Origin of the sequence: Oceanicaulis sp. HTCC2633 (assembly GCF_000152745.1) — a bacterium.
Lineage (GTDB): Bacteria > Pseudomonadota > Alphaproteobacteria > Caulobacterales > Maricaulaceae > Oceanicaulis.
Map to the genome: position 1 here is coordinate 1288128 of NZ_CH672428.1, position 20498 is coordinate 1308625.

21 protein-coding genes and 1 pseudogene are annotated in these 20498 nt (G+C 64.6%); 11 read left to right on the forward strand and 11 right to left on the reverse strand.

Features of this window, described 5'->3' with window-relative positions:
• Positions 1–57: 57 nt before the first annotated feature.
• From OA2633_RS06065 to OA2633_RS06075, 3 genes are all read right to left on the reverse strand, one after another.
• Entirely contained in the window at positions 58–819 is a 762-nt protein-coding gene (locus OA2633_RS06065) for a carbonic anhydrase (RefSeq protein ID WP_040612503.1), read from the reverse strand.
• Between the two features lie 118 nt (positions 820–937).
• Positions 938–1903: a hypothetical protein gene (locus tag OA2633_RS06070; RefSeq protein ID WP_009801623.1), complete on the reverse strand. Its 966-nt coding sequence runs from the start codon at positions 1901–1903 to the stop codon at positions 938–940.
• Between the two features lie 109 nt (positions 1904–2012).
• Positions 2013–4217, reverse strand: coding sequence for a prolyl oligopeptidase family protein (locus tag OA2633_RS06075; RefSeq protein WP_009801624.1), 2205 nt, complete (start codon positions 4215–4217; stop codon positions 2013–2015).
• A 103-nt stretch (positions 4218–4320) separates the two neighbouring features.
• Between OA2633_RS06075 and OA2633_RS06080 the strand changes: the two genes are divergently transcribed.
• The 3 genes and pseudogenes from OA2633_RS06080 to OA2633_RS06090 all read left to right on the forward strand — a co-directional run.
• Complete coding sequence (locus OA2633_RS06080) at positions 4321–6888, forward strand: ligase-associated DNA damage response DEXH box helicase (protein WP_009801625.1); 2568 nt, start codon at positions 4321–4323, stop codon at positions 6886–6888.
• Between the two features lie 44 nt (positions 6889–6932).
• On the forward strand, positions 6933–7220 hold the full coding sequence (locus OA2633_RS06085) for a nucleotidyltransferase family protein (protein ID WP_009801626.1): 288 nt from the start codon (positions 6933–6935) through the stop codon (positions 7218–7220).
• A gap of 118 nt (positions 7221–7338) precedes the next feature.
• Positions 7339–7557 (forward strand): annotated as a pseudogene (locus OA2633_RS06090) (DUF86 domain-containing protein); the annotation flags it as partial.
• Here OA2633_RS06090 and OA2633_RS06095 read toward each other — a convergent pair.
• Positions 7554–8177, reverse strand: a complete 624-nt coding sequence (locus tag OA2633_RS06095) for a glutathione S-transferase family protein (RefSeq protein WP_009801628.1) — start codon at positions 8175–8177, stop codon at positions 7554–7556. The pseudogene OA2633_RS06090 and the gene OA2633_RS06095 overlap by 4 nt on opposite strands.
• Before the next feature lie 55 nt (positions 8178–8232).
• Positions 8233–9882 carry an AbgT family transporter gene (locus OA2633_RS06100; protein WP_040612504.1) on the reverse strand — a complete coding sequence of 550 codons (1650 nt, stop codon included), beginning with the start codon at positions 9880–9882 and terminating at the stop codon, positions 8233–8235.
• A gap of 170 nt (positions 9883–10052) precedes the next feature.
• On the opposite strand from OA2633_RS06100, the gene OA2633_RS06105 reads away from it, so the two are divergent.
• The 6 genes from OA2633_RS06105 (at position 10053) to OA2633_RS06130 (ending at position 14763) form a co-directional block, all read left to right on the forward strand.
• Positions 10053–11669 (forward strand): cisplatin damage response ATP-dependent DNA ligase, encoded by a 1617-nt coding sequence (locus OA2633_RS06105; protein ID WP_009801630.1) that lies wholly within the window; start codon positions 10053–10055, stop codon positions 11667–11669.
• Between the two features lie 50 nt (positions 11670–11719).
• On the forward strand, positions 11720–12556 hold the full coding sequence (locus OA2633_RS06110) for a mechanosensitive ion channel family protein (RefSeq protein ID WP_009801631.1): 837 nt from the start codon (positions 11720–11722) through the stop codon (positions 12554–12556).
• A gap of 41 nt (positions 12557–12597) precedes the next feature.
• Entirely contained in the window at positions 12598–12909 is a 312-nt protein-coding gene (locus OA2633_RS06115) for a DUF6460 domain-containing protein (protein ID WP_009801632.1), read from the forward strand.
• 77 nt (positions 12910–12986) lie between these two features.
• The gene (locus OA2633_RS06120; RefSeq protein ID WP_009801633.1) at positions 12987–13799 is read left to right on the forward strand and encodes a response regulator; all 813 of its coding nucleotides are present in this window, start codon (positions 12987–12989) and stop codon (positions 13797–13799) included.
• 41 nt (positions 13800–13840) lie between these two features.
• On the forward strand, positions 13841–14353 hold the full coding sequence (locus tag OA2633_RS06125; RefSeq protein ID WP_009801634.1) for a PaaI family thioesterase: 513 nt from the start codon (positions 13841–13843) through the stop codon (positions 14351–14353).
• Positions 14350–14763 carry a PaaI family thioesterase gene (locus tag OA2633_RS06130; RefSeq protein WP_009801635.1) on the forward strand — a complete coding sequence of 138 codons (414 nt, stop codon included), beginning with the start codon at positions 14350–14352 and terminating at the stop codon, positions 14761–14763. The genes OA2633_RS06125 and OA2633_RS06130 overlap by 4 nt, the downstream gene beginning before the upstream one ends.
• 211 nt (positions 14764–14974) lie before the next feature.
• On the opposite strand, the gene OA2633_RS06135 is transcribed toward OA2633_RS06130, so the two are convergent.
• The 4 genes from OA2633_RS06135 to OA2633_RS16685 form a co-directional block, all read right to left on the reverse strand.
• The gene (locus OA2633_RS06135) at positions 14975–15283 is read right to left on the reverse strand and encodes a UrcA family protein (RefSeq protein WP_009801636.1); all 309 of its coding nucleotides are present in this window, start codon (positions 15281–15283) and stop codon (positions 14975–14977) included.
• 308 nt (positions 15284–15591) lie between these two features.
• Positions 15592–15942: a UrcA family protein gene (locus OA2633_RS06140; RefSeq protein ID WP_083783216.1), complete on the reverse strand. Its 351-nt coding sequence runs from the start codon at positions 15940–15942 to the stop codon at positions 15592–15594.
• A 138-nt stretch (positions 15943–16080) separates the two neighbouring features.
• Entirely contained in the window at positions 16081–16239 is a 159-nt protein-coding gene (locus OA2633_RS16575; protein WP_009801638.1) for a DUF2256 domain-containing protein, read from the reverse strand.
• The gene (locus OA2633_RS16685) at positions 16236–16658 is read right to left on the reverse strand and encodes a thiol-disulfide oxidoreductase DCC family protein (protein ID WP_009801639.1); all 423 of its coding nucleotides are present in this window, start codon (positions 16656–16658) and stop codon (positions 16236–16238) included. Before OA2633_RS16685 ends, OA2633_RS16575 begins: the two co-directional genes overlap by 4 nt.
• A gap of 40 nt (positions 16659–16698) precedes the next feature.
• Between OA2633_RS16685 and OA2633_RS06150 the strand changes: the two genes are divergently transcribed.
• Entirely contained in the window at positions 16699–17694 is a 996-nt protein-coding gene (locus OA2633_RS06150) for an NAD(P)/FAD-dependent oxidoreductase (RefSeq protein WP_009801640.1), read from the forward strand.
• Between the two features lie 43 nt (positions 17695–17737).
• A complete protein-coding gene (locus tag OA2633_RS06155) occupies positions 17738–19051 on the forward strand; it encodes an MATE family efflux transporter (protein WP_009801641.1) in 1314 nt (437 codons plus the stop codon).
• Here OA2633_RS06155 and OA2633_RS06160 read toward each other — a convergent pair.
• Both OA2633_RS06160 and OA2633_RS06165 read right to left on the reverse strand, forming a co-directional pair.
• A complete protein-coding gene (locus tag OA2633_RS06160) occupies positions 19048–20091 on the reverse strand; it encodes a quinone-dependent dihydroorotate dehydrogenase (RefSeq protein ID WP_009801642.1) in 1044 nt (347 codons plus the stop codon). The two genes, OA2633_RS06155 and OA2633_RS06160, sit on opposite strands and share 4 nt — an antisense overlap.
• Positions 20088–20438 carry a DUF952 domain-containing protein gene (locus OA2633_RS06165; RefSeq protein WP_040612505.1) on the reverse strand — a complete coding sequence of 117 codons (351 nt, stop codon included), beginning with the start codon at positions 20436–20438 and terminating at the stop codon, positions 20088–20090. The genes OA2633_RS06160 and OA2633_RS06165 overlap by 4 nt, the downstream gene beginning before the upstream one ends.
• Between the last annotated feature and the right edge of the window lie 60 nt (positions 20439–20498).

Below are 20498 nucleotides of genomic sequence, written 5' to 3' on the forward strand. Positions count from 1 at the left end.
AGGAGGCGGCGCCGCTTGAGGGGGGAGAGAAAGCGGCGCCGCCCGTTACGGGCTTTGCTAGTGCAGATCGCCCGCAGACAGATGCCGGTCATGGAGGGGCTGAACCGGCCGATAGTTGTGTGCGTAGTGCGCGGTGAAGGCCGCGATCTGTTCGGCGGACGCCGAGATCGGGGTCTGCATCACGGTCCAGGCCACGCCTTCCGAACAGGGCGGCGTGGTCAGCGAACCGGCATAGCGCCAGGCGCTGTGATCCGCCGGGAGGAACGCAGCCGGATCGACATCGTCAACCTCATGATGCTCGCCTTCATGGGGGATCGCGGCCCAGAGCGCGTCGAGTGCGGGATTGGCCGCGCCTTCTTCAAAGAAGACGCCGACAACGGCCAGATGACCGTCTTCGGAGGCGTGCACGAAATGCACTTCCAGCGGATATTGATGGCCGTCCACGGTATGCTCGCTGCCCGCATGGAAGTGGAACTGGACAAGTTCATACTCGCGATCGCCCAGGTGCAGGGAGCCAGCGTCCTCAAGGTCCACCTTGATGGTGTGGCCATTGTCGGTCACCGAGCCTTCGCCGTCTTCCCAGTGCAGCGCCGGCACGGCGTCGGCATGACCGCTGACGGCATGAAGGTCGATGGGCGATTGTTCGTGCCCGCTGTCGCAGGTGGCGTATTCCGCCGACAGCATGCCCCAGTGCTCAGGGCCGCCATCCCCTTCATACCCCCAGGAGGAATGGCCGTGATGGTCGAGCGCGATCGCTGCGCCGCCCAAAGCGAGCACGGCGGACGCCGCCATGGCGGACCCCAGTAAACTCTTACGCATATCCTGCTCCCAACTGTCCCGATCAGGGAATGCGCGCTGTTTCAGCGCATGGAGCAGTCTTGGGCCAGGCGGGTTAATGACGCGTCACAGAGTTGCGCAACGCTTGGCTAATTCAACCTTAAGCACCCGAGCCGCTGGAGCTGGAACTGGCGGTGACCGCCACCGAACTCGCGGTGATGACTGAGACCATGACAGCGGTCTGGGCGGCGATGACGGCGTCCATGGCGCTCAGCGCCCCGTCCTGAAGCCCGGACCACCCCGCCGTATGAACAAGATGAGCCAGCGCCGTGCGTTCCCCGCCCATGGAGGTGACCGAGTTCGGAAGCGCCTGGCGCAGGGTCTCGATGGCAAGCGCATCATCCACGCCCAGCCCCTGGATGGCCCATTGAACGAAACGCTGCCGGAAGGCATGGCGGCGCAGGGCCTTGTGGGTCTGGCGAGCTGCGTCCAGCGCTTCAAATCGCGCCATCGCCTCGTGCGGGTCGGCCTTGAGAAGCGCGCACATTTTGCCGCCATCCCGGGTATGGCCCCGGGATCGCGGATTGGCGCGAAAGACCGCCTCGGCGGCCTCCCGCAAGGCCAGCACTTCGGCCGGGTCATCGCCGCGAGCGGCGTGAATGGCGGCATAGGTGTCCGTCACTGACGCGCTGGCGCGCCACCAGGGCGGCTGAAGCGCTTCACGCATCGCCAGGAAGCGCTCGATCGGCGTGTCCTCGCTCGAGCCCACGCACAGCATCAACGCCGCCCGTGCGCCGCCGGCGTGCAGACTGGCGCGTTCAAACCAGCCGACATGGTCCTGCAGGGCCGCACGCGCCGCCAGGAAGCGTTCCACCGGGATGTCGTTCTGCGTCATCATGGCGGCGTAGAGCCAGCGCAGCGCGCCGGTCGGTGAGCGCCAACCCAGCTCGGACTTCAGAGCGGCCTGACGGTCGCGAACTTGCGCCACAAGCGCGTCCGGGTCGTCTTCACGCATGAGCAGACAGGCTGCAGACAGCCAGCAGGCCACCTTTTCCGGACGTGGCCGACCTTCACGGAACGCCTCGTACAGTGCTTCAAGGCGGGCGAGATTGTCGGCGTCGCTCATGAGACCCTCATGTCAAAACATTGATTATTCACATTACATCGCGACCAGACTGAAAGCAAAAACCCCGGAGCCAGGCTCCGGGGTTTTCAATGAGAAAAAGGCTCTCGTCCTAGTCCTCGATTTCAAGGCCCGTGTGATAGGCGATGAAGGCCCAGCGATCCGCCGCTTCCTCGATCAGCTTGGACACCGGCGTGCCGGCGCCATGCCCGGCGCGGGTCTCGATCCGGATCAGGGTCGGCGCATCGCCCGTTTGAGCCGCCTGAAGGGCTGCGGCGTATTTGAATGAATGGCCCGGCACGACGCGGTCATCGGTATCCGCCGTCGTAATCAGAGTCGCCGGATACTCGCCGGTTTCGGGAATGTTGTGATAGGGCGAATAGCCATAGAGCACGTCAAACATTTCCGGGTCCTGCGGGCTGCCATAGTCATCCACCCAGAACCGGCCCGCGGTGAACTGGTTGAACCGCAGCATGTCCATCACGCCCACCGCCGGCAGAGCCGCGGCAAACAGGTCCGGCGCCTGATTGGCGACCGCGCCCACCAGAAGACCGCCGTTTGAGCGGCCATGGATGGCGAGGTGATCGGGGCTGGTCCAGCCCATATCGATCAGGGCGTGGCCGGCATTGATGAAGTCATCAAAGACGTTCTGCTTGTTCGCGAGGCGCCCGGCATCGTGCCAGTCGCGACCATAGGCCGAACCGCCGCGCAGATTGGCGATGGCGTAGACCCCGCCCATCTCCATCCACTGAAGACGCCGCACGTCAAAGTCCGGGCGGCGGGTGATGGCGAAGCCGCCATAACCATAGATCAGGGTCGGGCGCACGCCATTGGGATCGACATCCCGGTGATGGGCGACAAACATCGGAATGCGCGCCCCGCCCGTGCTTTCATAGAAGGTCTGGCTGACCACATAGTCATCGGGGTTGAAGGTCAGCTCCGGCGCGCGGAAGACCTCGCTCTCCCCGGTCTCCACATCATAGCGATAGAGCGTCGCGGGCTGGTTCAGGCTCTCATAGGAATAGAAGGTTTCGGACCGCTGCGGGTCCCCGCCAAAGCCGGACGCCACGCCCAACCCCGGAAGCGCCACCTCGCGCACGAAATCGCCCGCGGGCGTATAGACGCTGACCGCGCTCGCCACATCGCGCATGGTCTCGATGATCAGATGACCGCCCACATGGCTGGCGCCGGTGATCGGGCCGTCACCTTCGGCCACCACGTCGCTGAGGTCTTCCGGCGCGGACAGCGACACCGAGACGATGCGGCCATTGGAGGCGTCGAGATCGGTCTGGAACCAGAAGGTCTCGCCGTCATTGCCCACATAGGAATGGTTGTTGCCAAAGCCTTCGAAAATCTCGACCGGCTCGGCGCCCTCGGTCTCCAGATCGAGAATGTGCACGCCATTGCCATCGGTGCCGGTGGAGGAATTGATGATCAGGTATTGGCCATCATCGCTGACAAATCCGCGCCAACCCACTTCAGGATTGTCAGGATCGGCCATGATCTGGACGTCCTCGCTCTGGTCGGTCCCCAGTTCATGGAAATAGATCGCCTGGTTGAGATTGAGCGCGGTGAACGCCTCGCCCTCTTCGGGCTCAGGATAGCGCGAATAGTAAAAGCCCGAGCCGTCCTTGGCCCAGCTTAAGGGCGAGAACTTCACCCACTCGATCTCGTCAGACAGGGTTTCTCCCGTCTCAACGTCCATGACGCGGATCGAGCGCCAGTCCGAGCCGCCATCGGCAATCAGATAGGCCAGTTTAGTCCCGTCCGGGCTGGGCACCGTGCCCGCCAGCGCCGTCGTGCCGTCCGCCGCCCATTCATTGGGATCGATCAGCGGGCGCGCTTCGCCCTCAAGCCCGTCCTGAACCATGAAGACCGACTGGTCCTGAAGCCCGTCATTGCGCGAGAAGAAATAGCGCAGGCCGTCTTCGGTCTCGCGCGTCGTCGGCAAGCCGTAGCGCTCATAATTCCACAGCTCGGCCAGACGTGCGGCGATCCGCTCGCGGCCCGGCAGCTGGTCGAGATAGGCGTTGGTGACCTCAGTCTGCGCCTCAACCCAGTTCGCCACATCCTCGGACACGCGCACATCCTGTTCGAGCCAGCGATAGGGATCCGACACCGCGACCTCGCCCTCGGCCGCCGAAGCATAGACATCCACCTGCTCGACCGTGCGCGTTTCGGGATAGACCGGGGCCGCGATCTGCGTCATCGCAGGGCCGGACGCTTCAGACTCGGCGGGCGCGTCGGTTTGCGCAGCCGGCTGGCTGCAAGCGGTCAGGGCCAGAACGGATGCGAAGGCGAACAGGGCTGCGCGCATCGGGCGTCTCCTTCATGGTTATTGTGTTTCGCCGCAGACTAGGGCCTGAGCGGTACAGAGGAAAGACTGTGCCCGTCCATCGCCCATGCTATCTCTTTCGGCAATGAAACACGCCCGCCTGCCCGCCCTGCCCGACCGCTTTGAAGCCTGGTTTGAAAGCCGGGGCTGGACGCCGCGTGCGCACCAGCGCGAGATGGTCGCCGCCGCCCAGGCGGGCGAGGATGCGCTGCTGATTGCGCCCACCGGCGGCGGCAAGACGCTGGGCGGCTTCCTGCCGAGCCTGATTGATCTCGCCGACATCGCCGAACGCGAGGGCAAGGACCGCCCCCACCGCCTGCACACGCTCTATATCAGCCCGCTCAAGGCGCTGAGCCAGGACGTGGCGCGCAATCTGATGACGCCGATCGAGGAAATGGGCCTCGATCTGCGCGTCGAGACTCGTACCGGCGACACGCCTGCCTCCAAACGCACCCGCCAGCGCGCGAAACCGCCGGACATCCTGCTGACAACGCCCGAGCAGATCGCGCTGTTCTGTGCGCAGGAAAACGCCGGAGCCTTCTTTGAAGACCTCCAATGCGTGATCATCGACGAAGTGCACGCCATCGCCGCTTCCAAACGCGGCGATCTGCTGGCGCTTGGCCTCGCCGCGATCCAGCACTATGCTCCCCGCATGCGCCGGGTGGGCCTGTCTGCCACCGTGAAGGACGAGATGGGCCATGCGCGCTGGCTGTCCGCTCAGCAGCCCGAAGAAGACGCCCGCTTCGCGAGGATTGTGCGCGGCGATGCAGGGGCCGCCCCTGAAGTCGAGATCCTGACGCCCGAGGACCGGATTCCCTGGGCGGGTCATTCGGGCCGTCACGCGATGACCGCGGTCTATGAACAGATCAAGGGCGCAGGCACGGCGCTGATCTTTGTGAACACACGCTCCCAGGCCGAACTGACCTTTCAGGAGCTCTGGGCGATCAATGACGACAATCTGCCCATTGCGCTGCATCACGGCTCACTCTCGGTCGAGCAGCGCCGCAAGGTGGAAGCGGCCATGGGGGCGGGCGTTCTGAAGGCCGTCGTGTGCACCTCCACCCTCGATCTCGGGATCGACTGGGGGGATGTGGATCTGGTGATCCAGATGGGCGCGCCGAAAGGCACGTCGCGCCTGTTGCAGCGGCTGGGCCGCGCCAATCACCGGCTGGATGCGACTAGCCGCGCCGTGCTGGTTCCCACCAATAGGTTCGAGCATCTTGAATGCGCTTGCGCCGCTGAAGCCGTCTTGGCGGGCGCGCTTGATGGCGATCCGTTGAAAGCCGGATCGCTCGACGTGCTCGCCCAGCATGTGATGGGCCGCGCCTGCGGCGACCCCTTCGAGGCGGACGGGCTGTATGAGGAAATCGTCGCTGCGACGCCCTATGCCGAGCTGCCGCGCGAGACGTTTGACCGGGTGCTCGCCTTCGTCGCCGATGGCGGCTATGCGCTCGGCAGCTATGACCGCTTCAAGCGTCTGGTGCAGACCCGCGACGGTCTATGGCGGGCGCGCAACCGCGATGTCGCCCAGCGCCACCGGATGAATGTGGGCACCATCATCGAGGCGCCCATGCTCAATGTCCGGCTGGCGCGCCGCACCGGCGCCTCCAAGCCCCAGCGCGGGCGCGGCAATCGCGGGCTGGTGCGTCCCGACGAAGTCTCAAGCGGCGGCGCACAAGGCGCGACCCTGATGGGCGGCAAGATGCTGGGCCAGATCGAGGAATGGTTCACCGATCAGCTCAGCCCCGGCGACACCTTCATGTTCGCCGGCCAGATATTGAGCTTTGAAGGGGTGAGCGGCGGTGATTGCCTGGTCAGCCGGTCGAGCGCCGAAGACCCCAAAATCCCCAGCTTTGAAGGCGGCAAGTTTCCCTATTCCACCTATCTCGCCGCGCGGGTGCGCGAGCTGGTGCACAATCCTGACCGCTGGTCGCTCCTGCCTGAACAGGTGCGCGACTGGCTGGAGATCCAGAAGCGCAAATCAAAGCTGCCCGCGCCCGACAGCCTGCTGGTGGAGACCTTTCCGCGCGCGGGCAAATCCTGGCTGGTCTGCTATCCGTTTGAAGGCCGCCTCGCCCATCAGACGCTGGGCATGCTGGTGACGCGGCGCCTCGAGCGGCTCGGCAAACAGCCTCTGGGCTTTGTGGCGAACGAATATGCGCTGGCGGTCTGGGGGCGCAAGGACCTCTCGGGCGTGGATATGAGCATGCTCTTTTCCGAAGACATGATGGGCGATGATCTCGACGCCTGGCTGGCCGAGAGCGATCTGATGAAGCGCACCTTCCGCAATTGCGCGCTGATCGCCGGGCTGATCGAGCGGCGCTTTCCGGGACAGGAGAAGACGGGGCGGCAGGTCACCTTCTCCGCCGACCTCATCTACAATGTGCTGCGCGATCACGAGCCTGATCACATCCTGATGCAGGCCGCCTGGGCGGACGCCGCGGCGGGGCTGCTCGATGTGCGCCGCCTGTCCGACGCGCTGGTGCGCGTGGCGGGCCATGTGGAGGCGGTGCATATTGATCAGATCAGCCCGCTGGCCGTGCCCGTCATGCTGGAAGTGGGCCGCGAACCCATCCGCCATGGCGAGGCGATGGACGCCATCATGGCCGAAGCCAGCGAGGAAGACCTGATCAATGAGGCGATGGGGGTTTAACCGCTGACTCTTGCCTAAAGCGCAGGGTAGCGAGACTTTAAGGCATGCGTCGTGAAGAACTGATCCAGCGTTTGAGCCAGTTGCGCCCCCTTTTGAAAGAACACGGGGCCAAGTCTTTGCGCCTTGTCGGCTCCTACGCTCGCGATGACGCCAAACCCGATAGCGATGTGGATCTGATTGCGGATTTCGACCAGACGCCGAGCTTTCTGGAGCTCATCAGTCTGGAACAGGCGCTGGAAGCGGCTCTGGGTTTGAAAGTCGATCTGGCGACCGAGGCCGGCTTGCGTCCAAGCGTTCGCGCCCGCATCGCTGCTGACGCGGTTGATGTCTAGGCGGTCCGATCACGATTGGCTGGCGGACATGCTGGCTGAAGCCACGCTTCTGGCCTCCGCGATAGACACCGTTTCCATAGCGCAATTTCGCGACGATCCGATTTAGCAACGCGCCGTCCAGCACATGTTGCAAACCATCGGAGAAGCCGCCGGGAAGACGAGCGATGAAACGCTCGCCGCCATTCCCGACGTCCCGTGGCCGCAGGTGCGCGGGATGAGAAACCGCATTGTTCACGGCTATTTCGGCATCGACCCAAAGACCATCTGGCGCACGGCGGTCGAGGAAGTCCCGGCTTTGGCGAAAGCCGTTCGCGCTTATCTGGACCGAAACGCCTAATCCGCGTCCGTCACCTTGCGCATCGCCTTGTAGGCGTCGCGATCATGCACCCGGTCAAGCCAGGCCTTGAGGGCGGAGCCGTCCTTGACGCCGCCGCGTTTGGCGATCGCGTCGAGCTGGAACCCCATCAGGCAGTCCGCGGCGCTGAATTGTTCACCTGCGAAATAGTCATTGTCCTTCAGGTGCGCCTCGATATGGGCGAAGGCCTTGGCGCGCTCGCCCTCCATGAACTGATCGAGCAGGGAGTCCTTGAGCCCCGTCGCCTCGCAATAGGTGCTCATCAGGAAGGGCAGGAAGACTGCGCCTTCAGAGGCATGCATCCACTCAAGGAACTTCAGGCGCTCGGGCGCATCCGGCGCCGGGTGAAGCGCATGGTCGGGGTCAAACCGGTCGAGCAGGTATTGCGCGATGGCGCCGGTTTCCGCGAGCACCCGTCCGTCTTCAAGCTCCAGCAGCGGCGCTTTGCCAAGAGGATGCGTCTCCGCCAGCTCGGGCGGGGCGAGGCGGATCTGCGGGTCGCGCTTGTAGCGCTTGATCTCATAGGGCGCGTTCAGCTCTTCGAGCAGCCAGATGATCCGCTCGGAGCGGGAGAGTTCGAGATGGTGCAGGATGACAGGCATGATCGCCTCCGGGCAGGAATGAAAACGCCGGGAGCAGAGCCCCCGGCGTTTGTGACTAGTTGGCGTTCGGCAGGACGTAGCCCACTTCGGCCCCCGGCCCCAACGGCAGGCCGAGGAAGACCCAGGCCATCGTCATGATGATGCCCGTAATCAGCAGCCACATCGAGTAGGGCAGCATGCTGGCAGTCAGCGAGCCGATGCCGAACCCGTCCACCCAGCGCCGGCAGAACACCAGCACCAGCGGGAAATAGACCATCAGCGGCGTGATGATGTTGGTCGAACCGTCACCCACACGATAGGCGGCGGTCGCCATTTCCGGGCTGACGCCGAGCAGCATCAGCATCGGCACCAGAACCGGCGCCATCAGCGCCCATTTGGCGCTGGCCGAGCCCACAAACAGGTTCAACACCGCCGAGAACAGGACGATCAGGCCCAGCACGATCGGCAGGGGCAGGCCCGACTGCTCGATGGCGTTCGCGCCATTGACCGCCGTGATGATGCCCAGATTGGACTGGTTGAACATCTCCACGAAGTACGCGGCGAAGAAGGCGAGCACGAGGTAATAGCCCATATCCTTCATGGCTTCGGCCATCATCGAGACGATGTCGCGATGGGTCTTCACCGTACCCGCCGCCTGGCCATAGGCGACGCCCGCCAGCAGGAACAGGATCATGAAGCCCGCCACCAGCGACTGGAAGAACGGCACCAGCGCAATAGCGATGCCCTGACCTTCCGCCAGCGCGGATTCATTCAGCAGCGGCACATCCCCGCCATACATGGACAGCGCGCCGCCTGTGACGAGCGCAGGCAGGTCCACCGTCATGATCAGCCAGAGGAAACAGACCAGCAGCACGGCCCAGAGCGCACGCCAGAGGCCCTTCTTCTCGCCTTCGCTGAGCGGGGCTTCAGGATCGCTGTCATCGTCCTTGGCGTTCGTGGAGGCGCCGCCTGTCCATTTGCCCAGACGCGGCTCGACGATGCGGTCGGTGACGTACCAGATCACCGGCATGAAGATGAAGGTCATCGCGGCGATGAAATACCAGTTGCCGACAATGTTCATCGTCCACTCCGGCACCAGCGCCACCACGGACGCTTCGGTCACGCCGAACAGCAGGGCGTCCAGCTGACCGGGCAGAAGGTTCGCGGAAAAGCCGCCTGACACGCCCGCAAAGGCCGCCGTGATGCCCGCTACCGGGTGCCGGCCCGCCGCGGCGAAGATGACGCCCGCGAGCGGAATCAGCACCACATAGGCCGCGTCCGCCGCCAGATTGCCCATCATCGCCACCAGCGCCACCGCCGGGGTGAGCAGCATTTTCGGCACGTCGCGCACGGCGGCGCGCATGGCGGTGCCAAAGAGGCCCGCCCGTTCGGCGACGCCTGCGCCCAGCATCACCACCAGCACATAGCCCAGCGGGTGAAAGCCGGTGAAGATTTCGGGCATTTCGACCAGCAGATGCTGCAGGCTGGCGGCGCTGAGAACACTGCGCGCTTCCACCAGAACGGCGCTCCCGTCCGGATTGGTCTGGGTCGGGTGCAGGGCGGACAGGCCCATCACCGCCGTGATCACCGAGATGATCACCATGGCGATGATCAGATAGAGGAAGATGAAGGCCGGATCCGGAAGTCGGTTGCCCGCCCGTTCGATCAGACCGAGAAAGCCGGTCTGGTGTTCAGTCTGCGCAGTCTCGCGCGCTTGGTCGCTCATGATGCTCCCCATCACCACAGCGGCTCTTCTGCGTGAGCGCGCCGTAAACTTTTACATGTGAACAGGGATACAGGCCCCGAGCGCAAACGAAAACCCAAAGCGAATAGGGTTATCACCCCGACTGGGGTTTCAGGCGGCAATCGGCGCGCGCCATCCTATATGCTCCGGTGATGGAACGCTTCGCCGCCCTTCTGGACCGCCTGTCCTATACGCCCCAGCGCAATGGCAAGCTGCGCCTGCTGGTCGAGCATTTCCGTCGCGAGCCCGATCCCGACCGCGGCTATGCGCTGGCGGCGCTGACCGGGGCGTTTTATTTCAAGACCGCCAAGGCCGCCGCCATCCGTCAGCTGGTCAGCGAACGGGTCGATCCGGTGTTGTTCGAGCTGTCCTATGACTATGTGGGCGATCTGGCGGAGACCGCCGCTCTGATCTGGCCGCAACGCCACGGCGCCAACCGGGCGCCTGATCTCGTTGAGGTGATCGACGGGCTGATGACCGTCAGCCGGGCGGGCGCGCCCGCCCTGATCGAAAGCTGGCTGGATGCGCTGGATGCTCAGGGCCGCTGGGCGCTGTTGAAGCTCGTCACCGGCGGGATGCGTGTGGGCGTCTCCGCCCGGCTCGCCAAGACCGCTCTGGCGCAGTTTGGCGATGTGGACGTCACCGAGATCGAGGAGCTCTGGCACGGTCTGGAGCCGCCCTATGACAGCGTGTTCGCCTGGCTTGAGGGCAAGGCCGACAAGCCGGTCAACGCTGCGAAAGCGCCGTTCCGACCCGTCATGCTGGCTCATCCGGTGGAGGATGGCGGGCTGGATGGACTGGAACCGTCCGATTTCATCGCCGAATACAAGTGGGACGGCATCCGCATTCAGGCGGTCAGCGAAGACGGGGTGCGCCGACTTTACACCCGCACGGGGGACGACATCTCCCATACTTTCCCTGATGTGCTGGCGGCGCTGGAATTTGAAGGCGCGATTGACGGCGAATTGCTGATCCGCACGCCCGATGGCGGAGTCGCGCCCTTTTCTGATCTTCAGCAAAGGCTGAACCGCAAGACCGTCTCGAAGGCGATGTTGACCCGCCTGCCCGCCTTCATCCGCGCCTATGACATACTGGTGGATGGGGAGGAGGATGTGCGCCGCTTGCCCCTGACCGAGCGCCGCACGCGACTGGAAGCGCTGGTCGAGCGCGCGCCATCCGACCGGATCGATCTCTCCGACACCATTGGCTTCGAGGACTGGAGCGCCCTGGAGCCCCTGCGCGCCGACCCGCCGCATGCGCATGCCGAAGGCGTGATGATCAAACGCCGCGACAGCGCCTATCAGGCCGGTCGTCCCAAAGGCCCCTGGTGGAAGCACAAGCGTGACCCGTTCCTGGTGGACGCCGTGCTGATGTACGCCCAACGCGGGCATGGCAAGCGCTCGAGCTTCTATTCAGACTTCACCTTCGGGGTCTGGCGAGAGGAAGAGGGCGAGCAAGTGCTGGCTCCGGTGGGCAAGGCCTATTTCGGCTTCACCGATGACGAGCTCAAACAGCTCGACAAGTTTGTGCGCGACAACACGGTGGACCGGTTCGGCCCGGTGCGCGCTGTGAAGGCGCGGCCCGACTTCGGCCTGGTGCTGGAGATCGCCTTTGAGGGGCTGAACCGCTCGCCCCGGCACAAGTCCGGGATCGCCATGCGCTTTCCGCGCATTCACCGCATCCGCTGGGACAAGCCGGCGGGCGAGGCGGACTGGCTGATCCGCCTCCACCAGCTCTTGGAGGAACGGTTCGACCGTCCCGCGATTTAGTGCTATCGCAGATTAACTGTGCATTGGACCATCAAGGGGACTTACCGGACATGAGCACGACGACCGCGGCGTTCGATTTCGAACGCGCTCAGGAATACATCACCACCATCGGCCTGCAGATGGTCATGAATGTCGGCATGGCCGCGCTCATCCTGATCATCGGCTTCATGATCGCCGGCGCGGTGGGCCGCACCATCCGCTCCATTCCGGACCGCAATCCGAAACTGGATCCCACGATTGCGAGCTTCTTCGCCTCCATCGCCAAATACGGCGTGCTGGCCGTCGTCATCATCGCCGTCCTGACCCGCTTTGGCGTGGAGACCACTTCGCTGGTCGCGGCCCTTGGCGCCATGACGCTGGCCATTGGTCTCGCCCTTCAGGGCACGCTGTCGAACGTGGCGGCGGGCGTGATGATCATCTTCTTCCGCCCCTACAAGATCGGCGACTATGTCGAGATCGCGAACACCTCAGGCTCGGTCAAGGACATCACCCTGTTCTATACCGAGCTCAACACTCCCGATAACAAGCAGATCATCGTGCCCAACGGTCAGTCCTGGGGCGATGTGATCACGAACTACTCCGCCTACCCCACGCGTCGCTGCGATTTTGTGTTCTCCGCCAGCTATGACGATGACATCGACAAGGTGATCTCGGTTCTGCGCACCACCTTCGAGGCCGATGAGCGCGTGATGAAGGAGCCGGCGCTGTTCGTGGAAGTGAAGGCGCATGGCGCCTCCAGCGTGGACTATGTGGTGCGCGCCTGGTGCCAGGCCTCGGACTATTGGGGGCTGCATTTCGACATGAACAAGAAGGTCAAAGTCGCCTTCGACTCCAACGGCATCGAGATCCCCTATCCGCACTCTGTGGAGATCCACAAGGAAGGCTGATCGCCGCGATACGGCCTTATTTGCGTGAGAGACAGACGATCATGAGCGAACAGACCCCGCATTCCGCCGGACGCAAGTCCATGCTTCAGCGCGTGCTGAGCGTGCGGTTCGCCGACCTCATGGTCGTCTTTCTTCTCTGCGTGCTGGTGGGCCTGGTCCTCGCCGTGTTCCAGGTCGACCCGGCCGATCTCTGGGTCGATTTCTTCCAGACCGTGGGCGACGCCTGGGCGTCCTTCTTTGACTCCGTCGGCGCGTCGCTGCGCTGGGCCCTGCGCTATTTCTTCCTGGGCGCCGTGATCGTTCTGCCGATCTGGCTGGCCGTGCACCTGGTCCGGGCTTTTACCAAGCGCTAACAGCAAAATCCGTTCGGATAAGACAATCTCCACCTCTTGCCGCTAAACAGGTCTGATACACCTGAGAGGGGGAATGTGTGGCGGCAGAGCTGGATATCGATTTTGGCGACGAGGCGTCGTCGGGCGACGGCCTGGACTGGCGCCAGCGCGCTATCATTGTCTGCGACCCCACGCCGTTCTCACGCCGTCTGACGGTCGACATCCTGCGCTATGCCGGCGCGGAGCGCATCCAGACCTGCTCGACCCCTGAATCCGCCATCTGGTTCGCAGAGAACGCCGATCAGTCGGTCATGGTCGTGGACTGGCGGGACGAGCGTCTGGACGCCGCCCACACCATTCGCAAGCTGCGTCGCAGCAAGGGCGAGGCGAACCGCATCCCCACGCTCATCCTGTCCACCAAGAATACGCTTCTGGACATCGAAGCCGCCCGTGACGCCGGCGCGGACACCCTGGCGCTGCGCCCGGTCTCTCCTCGCGGGGTCACCGAACGCCTGACCGAAATCACCCAGCGTCCACGCGCCTTCGTGAAAACCTCCAATTACAGCGGTCCCGATCGCCGGGTGCGCAAGGCGGACGGCGCAGGCGCCTACAAGCGAGACCGGGACGTGGCGGAGGGCATGACGACGCCGCTGCAGGCTGCGCGCGCCCAGGCCCAGTCCATCATCTTCACCATGCTGCGCCGGGGCGATGAACTCTCGGCGCGGATTGGCCGGTCGCTGGAGCGCTTCCTCGCGAGCGTCGACGCCCTGGGCGATCGCGAACGCGAGATCATCCAGCTGCACCGCGCCTCTCTGGGGCGGCTTGCCGATCTTCAGGGCGAATCCCGTGAAGAGCGCATGGAAGTCGTGGAAGGTCTCGAAACGCTGGTGCGTCGCCGCCTGCGTGACTGACCGGCTGGAAAGCCGCGCCGGTTCCAAGTACAAGCGCTCCCATGAGCGATACCCTTCAAGACAAACTCGACACCCTGGCCGGGCTTCTGGTCGACGGCAGCCCGCATGCCGTCGCCCTGGGCATGAAGCTTGTGCGGGTCAGCCCTGGAGAAGCGGTAATCCGCGCGCCCTATCAGGCTGAGTCCATTGGCGATCCCGAGACTGGCGTGATGCATGGCGGCGTTGTCACCGCCCTGCTCGATCATGCCTGCGGCACGGCCGCCTTCGCCGGTCTGGGCGGGGATCAGGCGGTGGCCACGCTTGATCTGCGGCTCGATTACATGCGTCCGGCCAAGCCCGGCTGTGATGTCATCGCGGAAGCCAGGACCATCAAGGTGTCCGGGCTCATCGCCTTTGTCAGCGCCATCGCCCATGACGGGGATCAGAACGATCCCGTCGCCACCGCGCATGCGGCCTTCATGGTGACCAAGGCCAGCCAGGCCGCCGCCGAGCGCGCCCGCGCCGAGGTGGAGCAACACATGGCGAGCGAGAAAGCCGGAGGCGCCGCCTCATGAATGAGCGTCTGCATAAACTCCAGTCGAGCCCCTATGTCTCGCGCATGGGCGTGCGGTTCGATGACCATGGCGACGAGCTGACCGCCATTCTGCCTTATGACGAGTGGCTGATCGGCAATCCGTTGATCCCGGCGCTGCATGGCGGCGCCATCGGGGCGTTCATGGAGATCACCGCGTCAGCCGGCCTGCTGGCCTTCACCGAACTCGCCGCCCTGCCCAAGCCCATTGATGTGGCGGTGGACTATCTGCGTCCGGGCAAACCCCAGGATGTCTACGCCCGCGCCTCGATCACCCGGCAGGGCTCACGCGTGGCGAATGTGCGCGTGGACGCCTGGCAGGAGCGCCGCGCCTCGCCGATCGCCAGCCTGCATGGCCATTTCCTGATCAAGCCGATCAAGTCGGGCGATTGAGTTCGCGCGTTTTTCACATGCGAATTTTTTCGCTGAAATCAGCAGATCGCCCCAGCCGGATCAGACCCGGGATCGCTTCCGCCTAGCTTGAAACGCGTTGAGGCCGTCAAAGGGCCACGCTCAAACGCCGCATGCACATTACTCTTTAAACGCAAAACGCCCCGCCGGAGCTCCGACGGGGCGTTGAATCGTTTGGGGAGTGTGGGTGCGTCTAGCGCACGACAGCAGCCACCTCGACCACGCCGTTGACGCGCGCGACAGCGATGTTGAGCTGGGCTTCGCTGGCGCGACGGGCTTCAGCAACACATTCACGCGCGGCGCGCTGTTCGGCCAGGGTGCGCGCAGAACGCGCGTCGCACACATTCAGAGCCGCCAGACGGATCCGGTCGCGCAGGGCGTCCAGACGCTCGACGCTGGACAGATCAGACGGACGGAATGCGATTTCAACGGTCTCGACAGATTGGGCGGACGCAGCGCCGGTCAGAGCGACGGCGATGAGGGCGGCGGCGACAAAACGCATCGGGGAGATCCTTGTTTCATATGCGAACCGCTTGCGTGCGGTTCTTCGTTCCAACCAGGCCGGGACAACCCGGCGGGGTCGTTTCTGACAGCGTCTTGCAACGGGGATGTGACGTGTGCGCCAACGCTGGCGCAACTCCAGTCTGCATGAATGCATAACGGAGACGCCTCGGACATGCCCCCGCTCGCCGAGCGCGAAACACGCGCATGAAGAGAAAGCCCCCGCCCACGGGGATGGGCGGGGGCCAGGGGAACAGCCTCGTGAGCATTGAAGGCTGTTATTCCTGTAGTGACTGATGTTGCAGTAACTTAGTAAGCGGACTCTTCGTCCGGCCCGGACGCCTGCGCATAGGTGCGGCCCATGCCGCGCGCCTCGGCGATCTTGACCTGAAGCTGCGCCATGCCGACTTCATAGGCGTCCTGGACGCATTCGCGCGTCTGCTGGCTGAAGCGCGTGAAGACGCTGCCGTCTTCATGGCAGACCGCGTGAGCGGTGCGCGCGATCTGCAGACGGAGGCGCTCGACGCCTTCCTCCGTCAGAAGTTGTTCGCTTGCGTAATTGATTGCCTGACGGGTTTCGACGACACCCTCTTCGGCGGCGGCGACGGGGGTGAGCATAAGACCCGCCATGCTGGCGAGCATGACCGTGACCATAGACATGACCTGTTCTCCTAATTCGACCAAGGAAGCCGCGTCGCCCTCTTTTGGGGCGGATCCCGGCGTTCACCCCTGGACGCTAGAACAGCTCACCTAACCGTGCTCTGACGATCAGATGAGACTTTTGTCATGAGCTGGCCACTAACCCGACTTGCGCTGGGACGCGCAGCGACGCGAGCAGTATCTGACGTTTTCCCAGTCACGTTCCCACTTCTTGCGCCAGCTGAAGGGACGCTGGCACACCGGGCAGATCTTTTCAGGCAAGTCGCCCTTTCGTCGTCTCGGCGCCGGCCCTTTCATGAACTCAGGCCTGATCCGAAACGCCGGACCAGCTTCTGAACATGGGGGCGTACGGGAAGAAACAATCGATACAGACCCTCGCCGATCCAGACAAAGGGCGGGCATCCGCCGAGAACGCCCAGCCAGCGCCAGCCCGGCGTCGCGCGCCAGAGAGCAGCAAACGCTGCGGCGCCCGAGCGCAACCGTCCGGCTTGATCGCGGACATGAAACCTTTTCAGGGCCGCTTCACAGGAGACGCCTTCGGGCGAGGCGCCGCTCCGAGTTATATCCGTGAACTGAGCATCTGCGCCCTGGTCTTGATAATAGCTCATCTCCGCGCGGCACAGCGGGCAGCCCCCGTCATAAAACACCTCGACAGATGCGGTCCGGACTGCATCATCGGGTTTGGATTCATCAGGTTTTGAGCTTTCTTGGGCCATATCGCATCTAGAATTAGACCGCAGCGAAGAGGATGACAGGGTGGCGAATGGACGCGCAGCAGTGATCGGCGCCGGACTGGCGGGTTCAGCCGCGGCCCGCGCCCTGGCCGCCCGTGACTTCACCGTGGTCCTGTTCGACAAGGGGCGCGGCCCGGGCGGACGCATGTCGACGCGCCGCGCGGAGACCCCGCTCGGACCGGTCCGCTTTGACCATGGCGCGCAATTCATCACGGCGACCGGGGAAAGCTTCTCTGAATTCCTGGAACAGGCCCGCACCGCCGGCGCCGCCGATCTGTGGACTGGTCGAACCGTTTCCATTGACCGCGGCGGCAACGCCGAAAGCCTGCGCGAGAAGACCCGCTGGGTGGGCGTTCCGGGCATGAGCGCCATCGTGAAGACTGCGCTGGACGGGTTCGACGCGCGCTTCGGACGTCGCGCCAGCCATGTGTCCGGCGAGGCCGGCGCCTGGATGATCCATTTCGAGGACAGCCCTGTCGAAGGCCCGTTTGATCGTCTTGTTCTCACCTTGCCGCCCGAGCAATTGATCGAGTTCCTGGCGCGGAGCGACGGGGATTTTTCCGAGATCATCGCCGAAGCCCTGGCTACGAAACTCTCCCCCTGCTGGGCGGTCATGACTGTACCGGCCAATGCGGCGGATCCGGGCTTTGACGGGGCCAAGCTGCTGGGCGGCGCCGTGCGCTGGATGGCCCGGATGAATTCCCGCCCCGGACAGGACGGTCCGGACGCCTGGGTCCTGCACGCCTCGCCGGACTGGTCTGAGGCCTTTCTGGAAAGCGACGCCGACACGGTCGCCCGCAGCCTCACGGAAGAGGCCTTCATCCGTTTCGGCCTGCCCATGCCGGTCTGGAGCCAGGCGCATCGCTGGCGCTATGCCCTGGTCACCGAAGCCCCCGGAACGCCCTTCGGGCTTGATCCGAGCGGCACGCTGGGATGCGCCGGGGATTGGCGGCTCGGACCTCGCGCCGAGCTGGCCTGGGAGTCCGGTGAAGCGCTGGGCCAGACGCTCGCGGACTGATTTCAGGCTCGCCTGTCCGGATGCTTGAGGCTATCCAGCCCCGATGACGGCTCTCATCCTGACCCGCAAGCAGGTCTTCCTGCGCGCTCTGCCCATCATGTGCGCCAACATCGCCTCACCCCTGGTGGGGCTGGTGGACCTCGCAGTGATCGGCCGCACCTCCGACACAGAGGCCATCGCCGCCGTGGCCCTGGGCGGTCTGGTCTTCAATATCTTCTTCTGGTCCGTCGCCTTCCTGCGCATGGGCGCTACCGCGCTGACCGCACAGGCCGATGGCCGCAACGATGAGGGCGACGTGCGCGCTGTCCTGTGGCGTGCGGGACTTGTCGGGGTCGTGATCGGCCTTGTCCTGCTGGCGGCGCAATGGCCGATCAAGAGCGCCGCCTTCGCCCTGTTCGACAGCCCGACCGGTGTGGAGGCGCTGGGCCGCGACTATGTGAACGCCCGGCTGTGGGGCGCACCGGCCGCCTTCGCCGGCTTTGCTGTCTATGGCTGGCTGATCGGCCTGGGGCTCACCGGACGCGCCCTCATCCTTCAAACCGTGCTCAATCTGCTCAATGCCGGCCTGTCCGTCCTTTTCGTCCTGGGCTTTGACCAGGGCGTCGCCGGCGTCGGCGCAGCCAGCGCCGTCGCGCAATGGCTGCACCTTCTGGCGGCGGGCGTGATCATCGTCATGATCCTGCGTCAGCGCGGGACGGCGCCCGCAAGCCGCCTGCTGGACACAGAGGCCATCCGACGGCTGTTCTCGGTCAATCGCGATATCTTCCTGCGCACCATGGCGCTTCTGGCGGGCTTTACCTGGTTCAACATCGCCAGCCTGCGCGAAGGCGCAGACGTGCTGGCGGGCAACGCCATCCTGATGCAGTACATCTCGATCTGCGCCTTCTTCCTCGACGCCTTCGCCCATGTGACCGAGGCCGAGACCGGGCGCGCCGCCGGGGCGAGGAACTGGTCGCGCCTGATCCGCGCCTTTCGTCTGACCAGCGAACTGGCCCTGGGGTTCTCGCTAATCCTCAGCCTGGGCTTTCTTGTGCTCGGCGACGCCTTCATCGCCATGATGACCACTGACGCCGCGACCCGCGAAACCGCCCGCAGCTTCCTGATCTGGTGCGCGCTGGTGCCGCTTCTGGGCATGCCCAGCTGGCAACTCGACGGATTGATGATCGGCGCCACGCGCGGACCGCTGATGCGAAACGCCATGATCGCGGCGCTTGCGATCTATCTGATGCTTGACGCTGTCCTGCGCCCGCTCTGGGGCGCGCACGGGCTCTGGTTGGCCTTCCTGCTCTACTACCTCGCACGAGCCGGAACGCTGATGGTCGGCTGGAGAGGGCTGAAACGCAGCTTTGACGCCTAGGCGTCCACCCCGACCGCTTCCGAAACATGCTCGAACCCGTCCGCCTTCAGACGTTGGGCCAGACCCTCGCGGATCCTCAGCGCCAGTCCCGGCCCCTGATAGACCAGGGCGGTGTATAGCTGGACCGCGTTCGCGCCCGCGCGAATCCTGGCGTAGGCGGCGTCCGGGCCATCGATGCCGCCCACCCCGATGATCGGCAGGTCCGGTCCGGCCAGACGGCGGAACTGGCGCAGCACCTCGGTGGAGCGGGTCTTCAGCGGCAGGCCGGACAGACCGCCCGCCTCGCCCTTGTGACGGCTCTGAAGGCTCTCAGGGCGCTCCAGCGTGGTGTTGGAGACGATGAGGCCGGACAGGGCATGGGTCTCAACCGCCTTCACGATAGTCTCGATGCCCGCCTCGTCGAGATCGGGGGCGACCTTCAGGAAGACCGGCTCGGCCCAGCGCGCATCATTGACCTTCTTCAGAAGCTCATCGAGCGCATCCCCGCTTTGCAGGGTGCGCAGGCCGGGCGTATTCGGCGAGGAGATGTTGACCGTGAAGAAGTCCGCCAGACCCGACAACGCCTTCAGAAGAATGGCGTAATCACTGGCGCGGTCCTCGGAATCCTTGTTGGCGCCCAGATTGACGCCCACAGGCCCCTCCGCCTTTGAGGGTCTGTCCTGACGCGCTTCAAGACGCGCCTTCACCGCATCAAGGCCCTCATTGTTGAAGCCCATGCGGTTGATGACAGCCTTGTCCTCGCGCAGCCTGAACAGGCGCGGTTGCGGATTGCCGGCTTGCGGGCGGGGCGTGACCGCGCCCACTTCCACAAACCCGAACCCGGCGTTCAGAAGCGCGTCCGGGGCTTCGGCGTTCTTGTCGAATCCGGCGGCGAGACCGACCGGATGGGCCAGCTCGAGCCCCGCCAGCGCGGTTTTCAGGACGGGGTCGGCAGGCGTTGAGGCTTTCGGTCCGAACCCGGCCTTGAGCCCCATCAGGGCCGTGCGGTGTGCGGTCTCCGCCGGCAGAAAGGTCAGCAGTCTGGCAAGCAGGTCGCTCATCGGCTCAGCTCCGGCGGCAGGCGCCAGGCACCCTCTTCATCCCGTTTGATCAGATGCACGCCCGTAATGGCGCTGAACGGCACCGGCCCGTAGATATGGGGGAACATCTCGCCCCCGCGGGACTTTTCCCATTTCAGCGTATCGCCCAGGGCGCTGGCGTCGATCTCGGCGACGCCCAGACGCCCGGCGTCGGCATAATGGATCTGCAAGGTGTCCGCCAGCTGGTCCAGCGTGGAGGCGTGGATGAAGCCATCCGCCTTGTCATGGGCCTCGCCCTCATAGGCGCCGGACAAGGAGGCCGCGGCCAGGGCGGCGGGATCGGCGATGCGATAGATCAGATCTGTCATGAACAAGGCCGATACGACGCCCGGCCGCCAGGCGCAAGCGTGTGGCCCCTCTGCATGTGT

Coding starts and splice junctions, on each gene's coding strand:
- OA2633_RS06065 (WP_040612503.1), bottom strand. CDS start 819: ATGCGTAAGAGTTTACTGGGGTCCGCCATGGCGGCGTCCGCCGTGCTC.
- OA2633_RS06070 (WP_009801623.1), bottom strand. CDS start 1,903: ATGAGCGACGCCGACAATCTCGCCCGCCTTGAAGCACTGTACGAGGCG.
- OA2633_RS06075 (WP_009801624.1), bottom strand. CDS start 4,217: ATGCGCGCAGCCCTGTTCGCCTTCGCATCCGTTCTGGCCCTGACCGCT.
- OA2633_RS06080 (WP_009801625.1), top strand. CDS start 4,321: ATGAAACACGCCCGCCTGCCCGCCCTGCCCGACCGCTTTGAAGCCTGG.
- OA2633_RS06085 (WP_009801626.1), top strand. CDS start 6,933: ATGCGTCGTGAAGAACTGATCCAGCGTTTGAGCCAGTTGCGCCCCCTT.
- OA2633_RS06095 (WP_009801628.1), bottom strand. CDS start 8,177: ATGCCTGTCATCCTGCACCATCTCGAACTCTCCCGCTCCGAGCGGATC.
- OA2633_RS06100 (WP_040612504.1), bottom strand. CDS start 9,882: ATGAGCGACCAAGCGCGCGAGACTGCGCAGACTGAACACCAGACCGGC.
- OA2633_RS06105 (WP_009801630.1), top strand. CDS start 10,053: ATGGAACGCTTCGCCGCCCTTCTGGACCGCCTGTCCTATACGCCCCAG.
- OA2633_RS06110 (WP_009801631.1), top strand. CDS start 11,720: ATGAGCACGACGACCGCGGCGTTCGATTTCGAACGCGCTCAGGAATAC.
- OA2633_RS06115 (WP_009801632.1), top strand. CDS start 12,598: ATGAGCGAACAGACCCCGCATTCCGCCGGACGCAAGTCCATGCTTCAG.
- OA2633_RS06125 (WP_009801634.1), top strand. CDS start 13,841: ATGAGCGATACCCTTCAAGACAAACTCGACACCCTGGCCGGGCTTCTG.
- OA2633_RS06130 (WP_009801635.1), top strand. CDS start 14,350: ATGAATGAGCGTCTGCATAAACTCCAGTCGAGCCCCTATGTCTCGCGC.
- OA2633_RS06135 (WP_009801636.1), bottom strand. CDS start 15,283: ATGCGTTTTGTCGCCGCCGCCCTCATCGCCGTCGCTCTGACCGGCGCT.
- OA2633_RS06140 (WP_083783216.1), bottom strand. CDS start 15,942: ATGTCTATGGTCACGGTCATGCTCGCCAGCATGGCGGGTCTTATGCTC.
- OA2633_RS16575 (WP_009801638.1), bottom strand. CDS start 16,239: ATGAAAGGGCCGGCGCCGAGACGACGAAAGGGCGACTTGCCTGAAAAG.
- OA2633_RS16685 (WP_009801639.1), bottom strand. CDS start 16,658: ATGGCCCAAGAAAGCTCAAAACCTGATGAATCCAAACCCGATGATGCA.
- OA2633_RS06155 (WP_009801641.1), top strand. CDS start 17,738: ATGACGGCTCTCATCCTGACCCGCAAGCAGGTCTTCCTGCGCGCTCTG.
- OA2633_RS06160 (WP_009801642.1), bottom strand. CDS start 20,091: ATGAGCGACCTGCTTGCCAGACTGCTGACCTTTCTGCCGGCGGAGACC.
- OA2633_RS06165 (WP_040612505.1), bottom strand. CDS start 20,438: ATGACAGATCTGATCTATCGCATCGCCGATCCCGCCGCCCTGGCCGCG.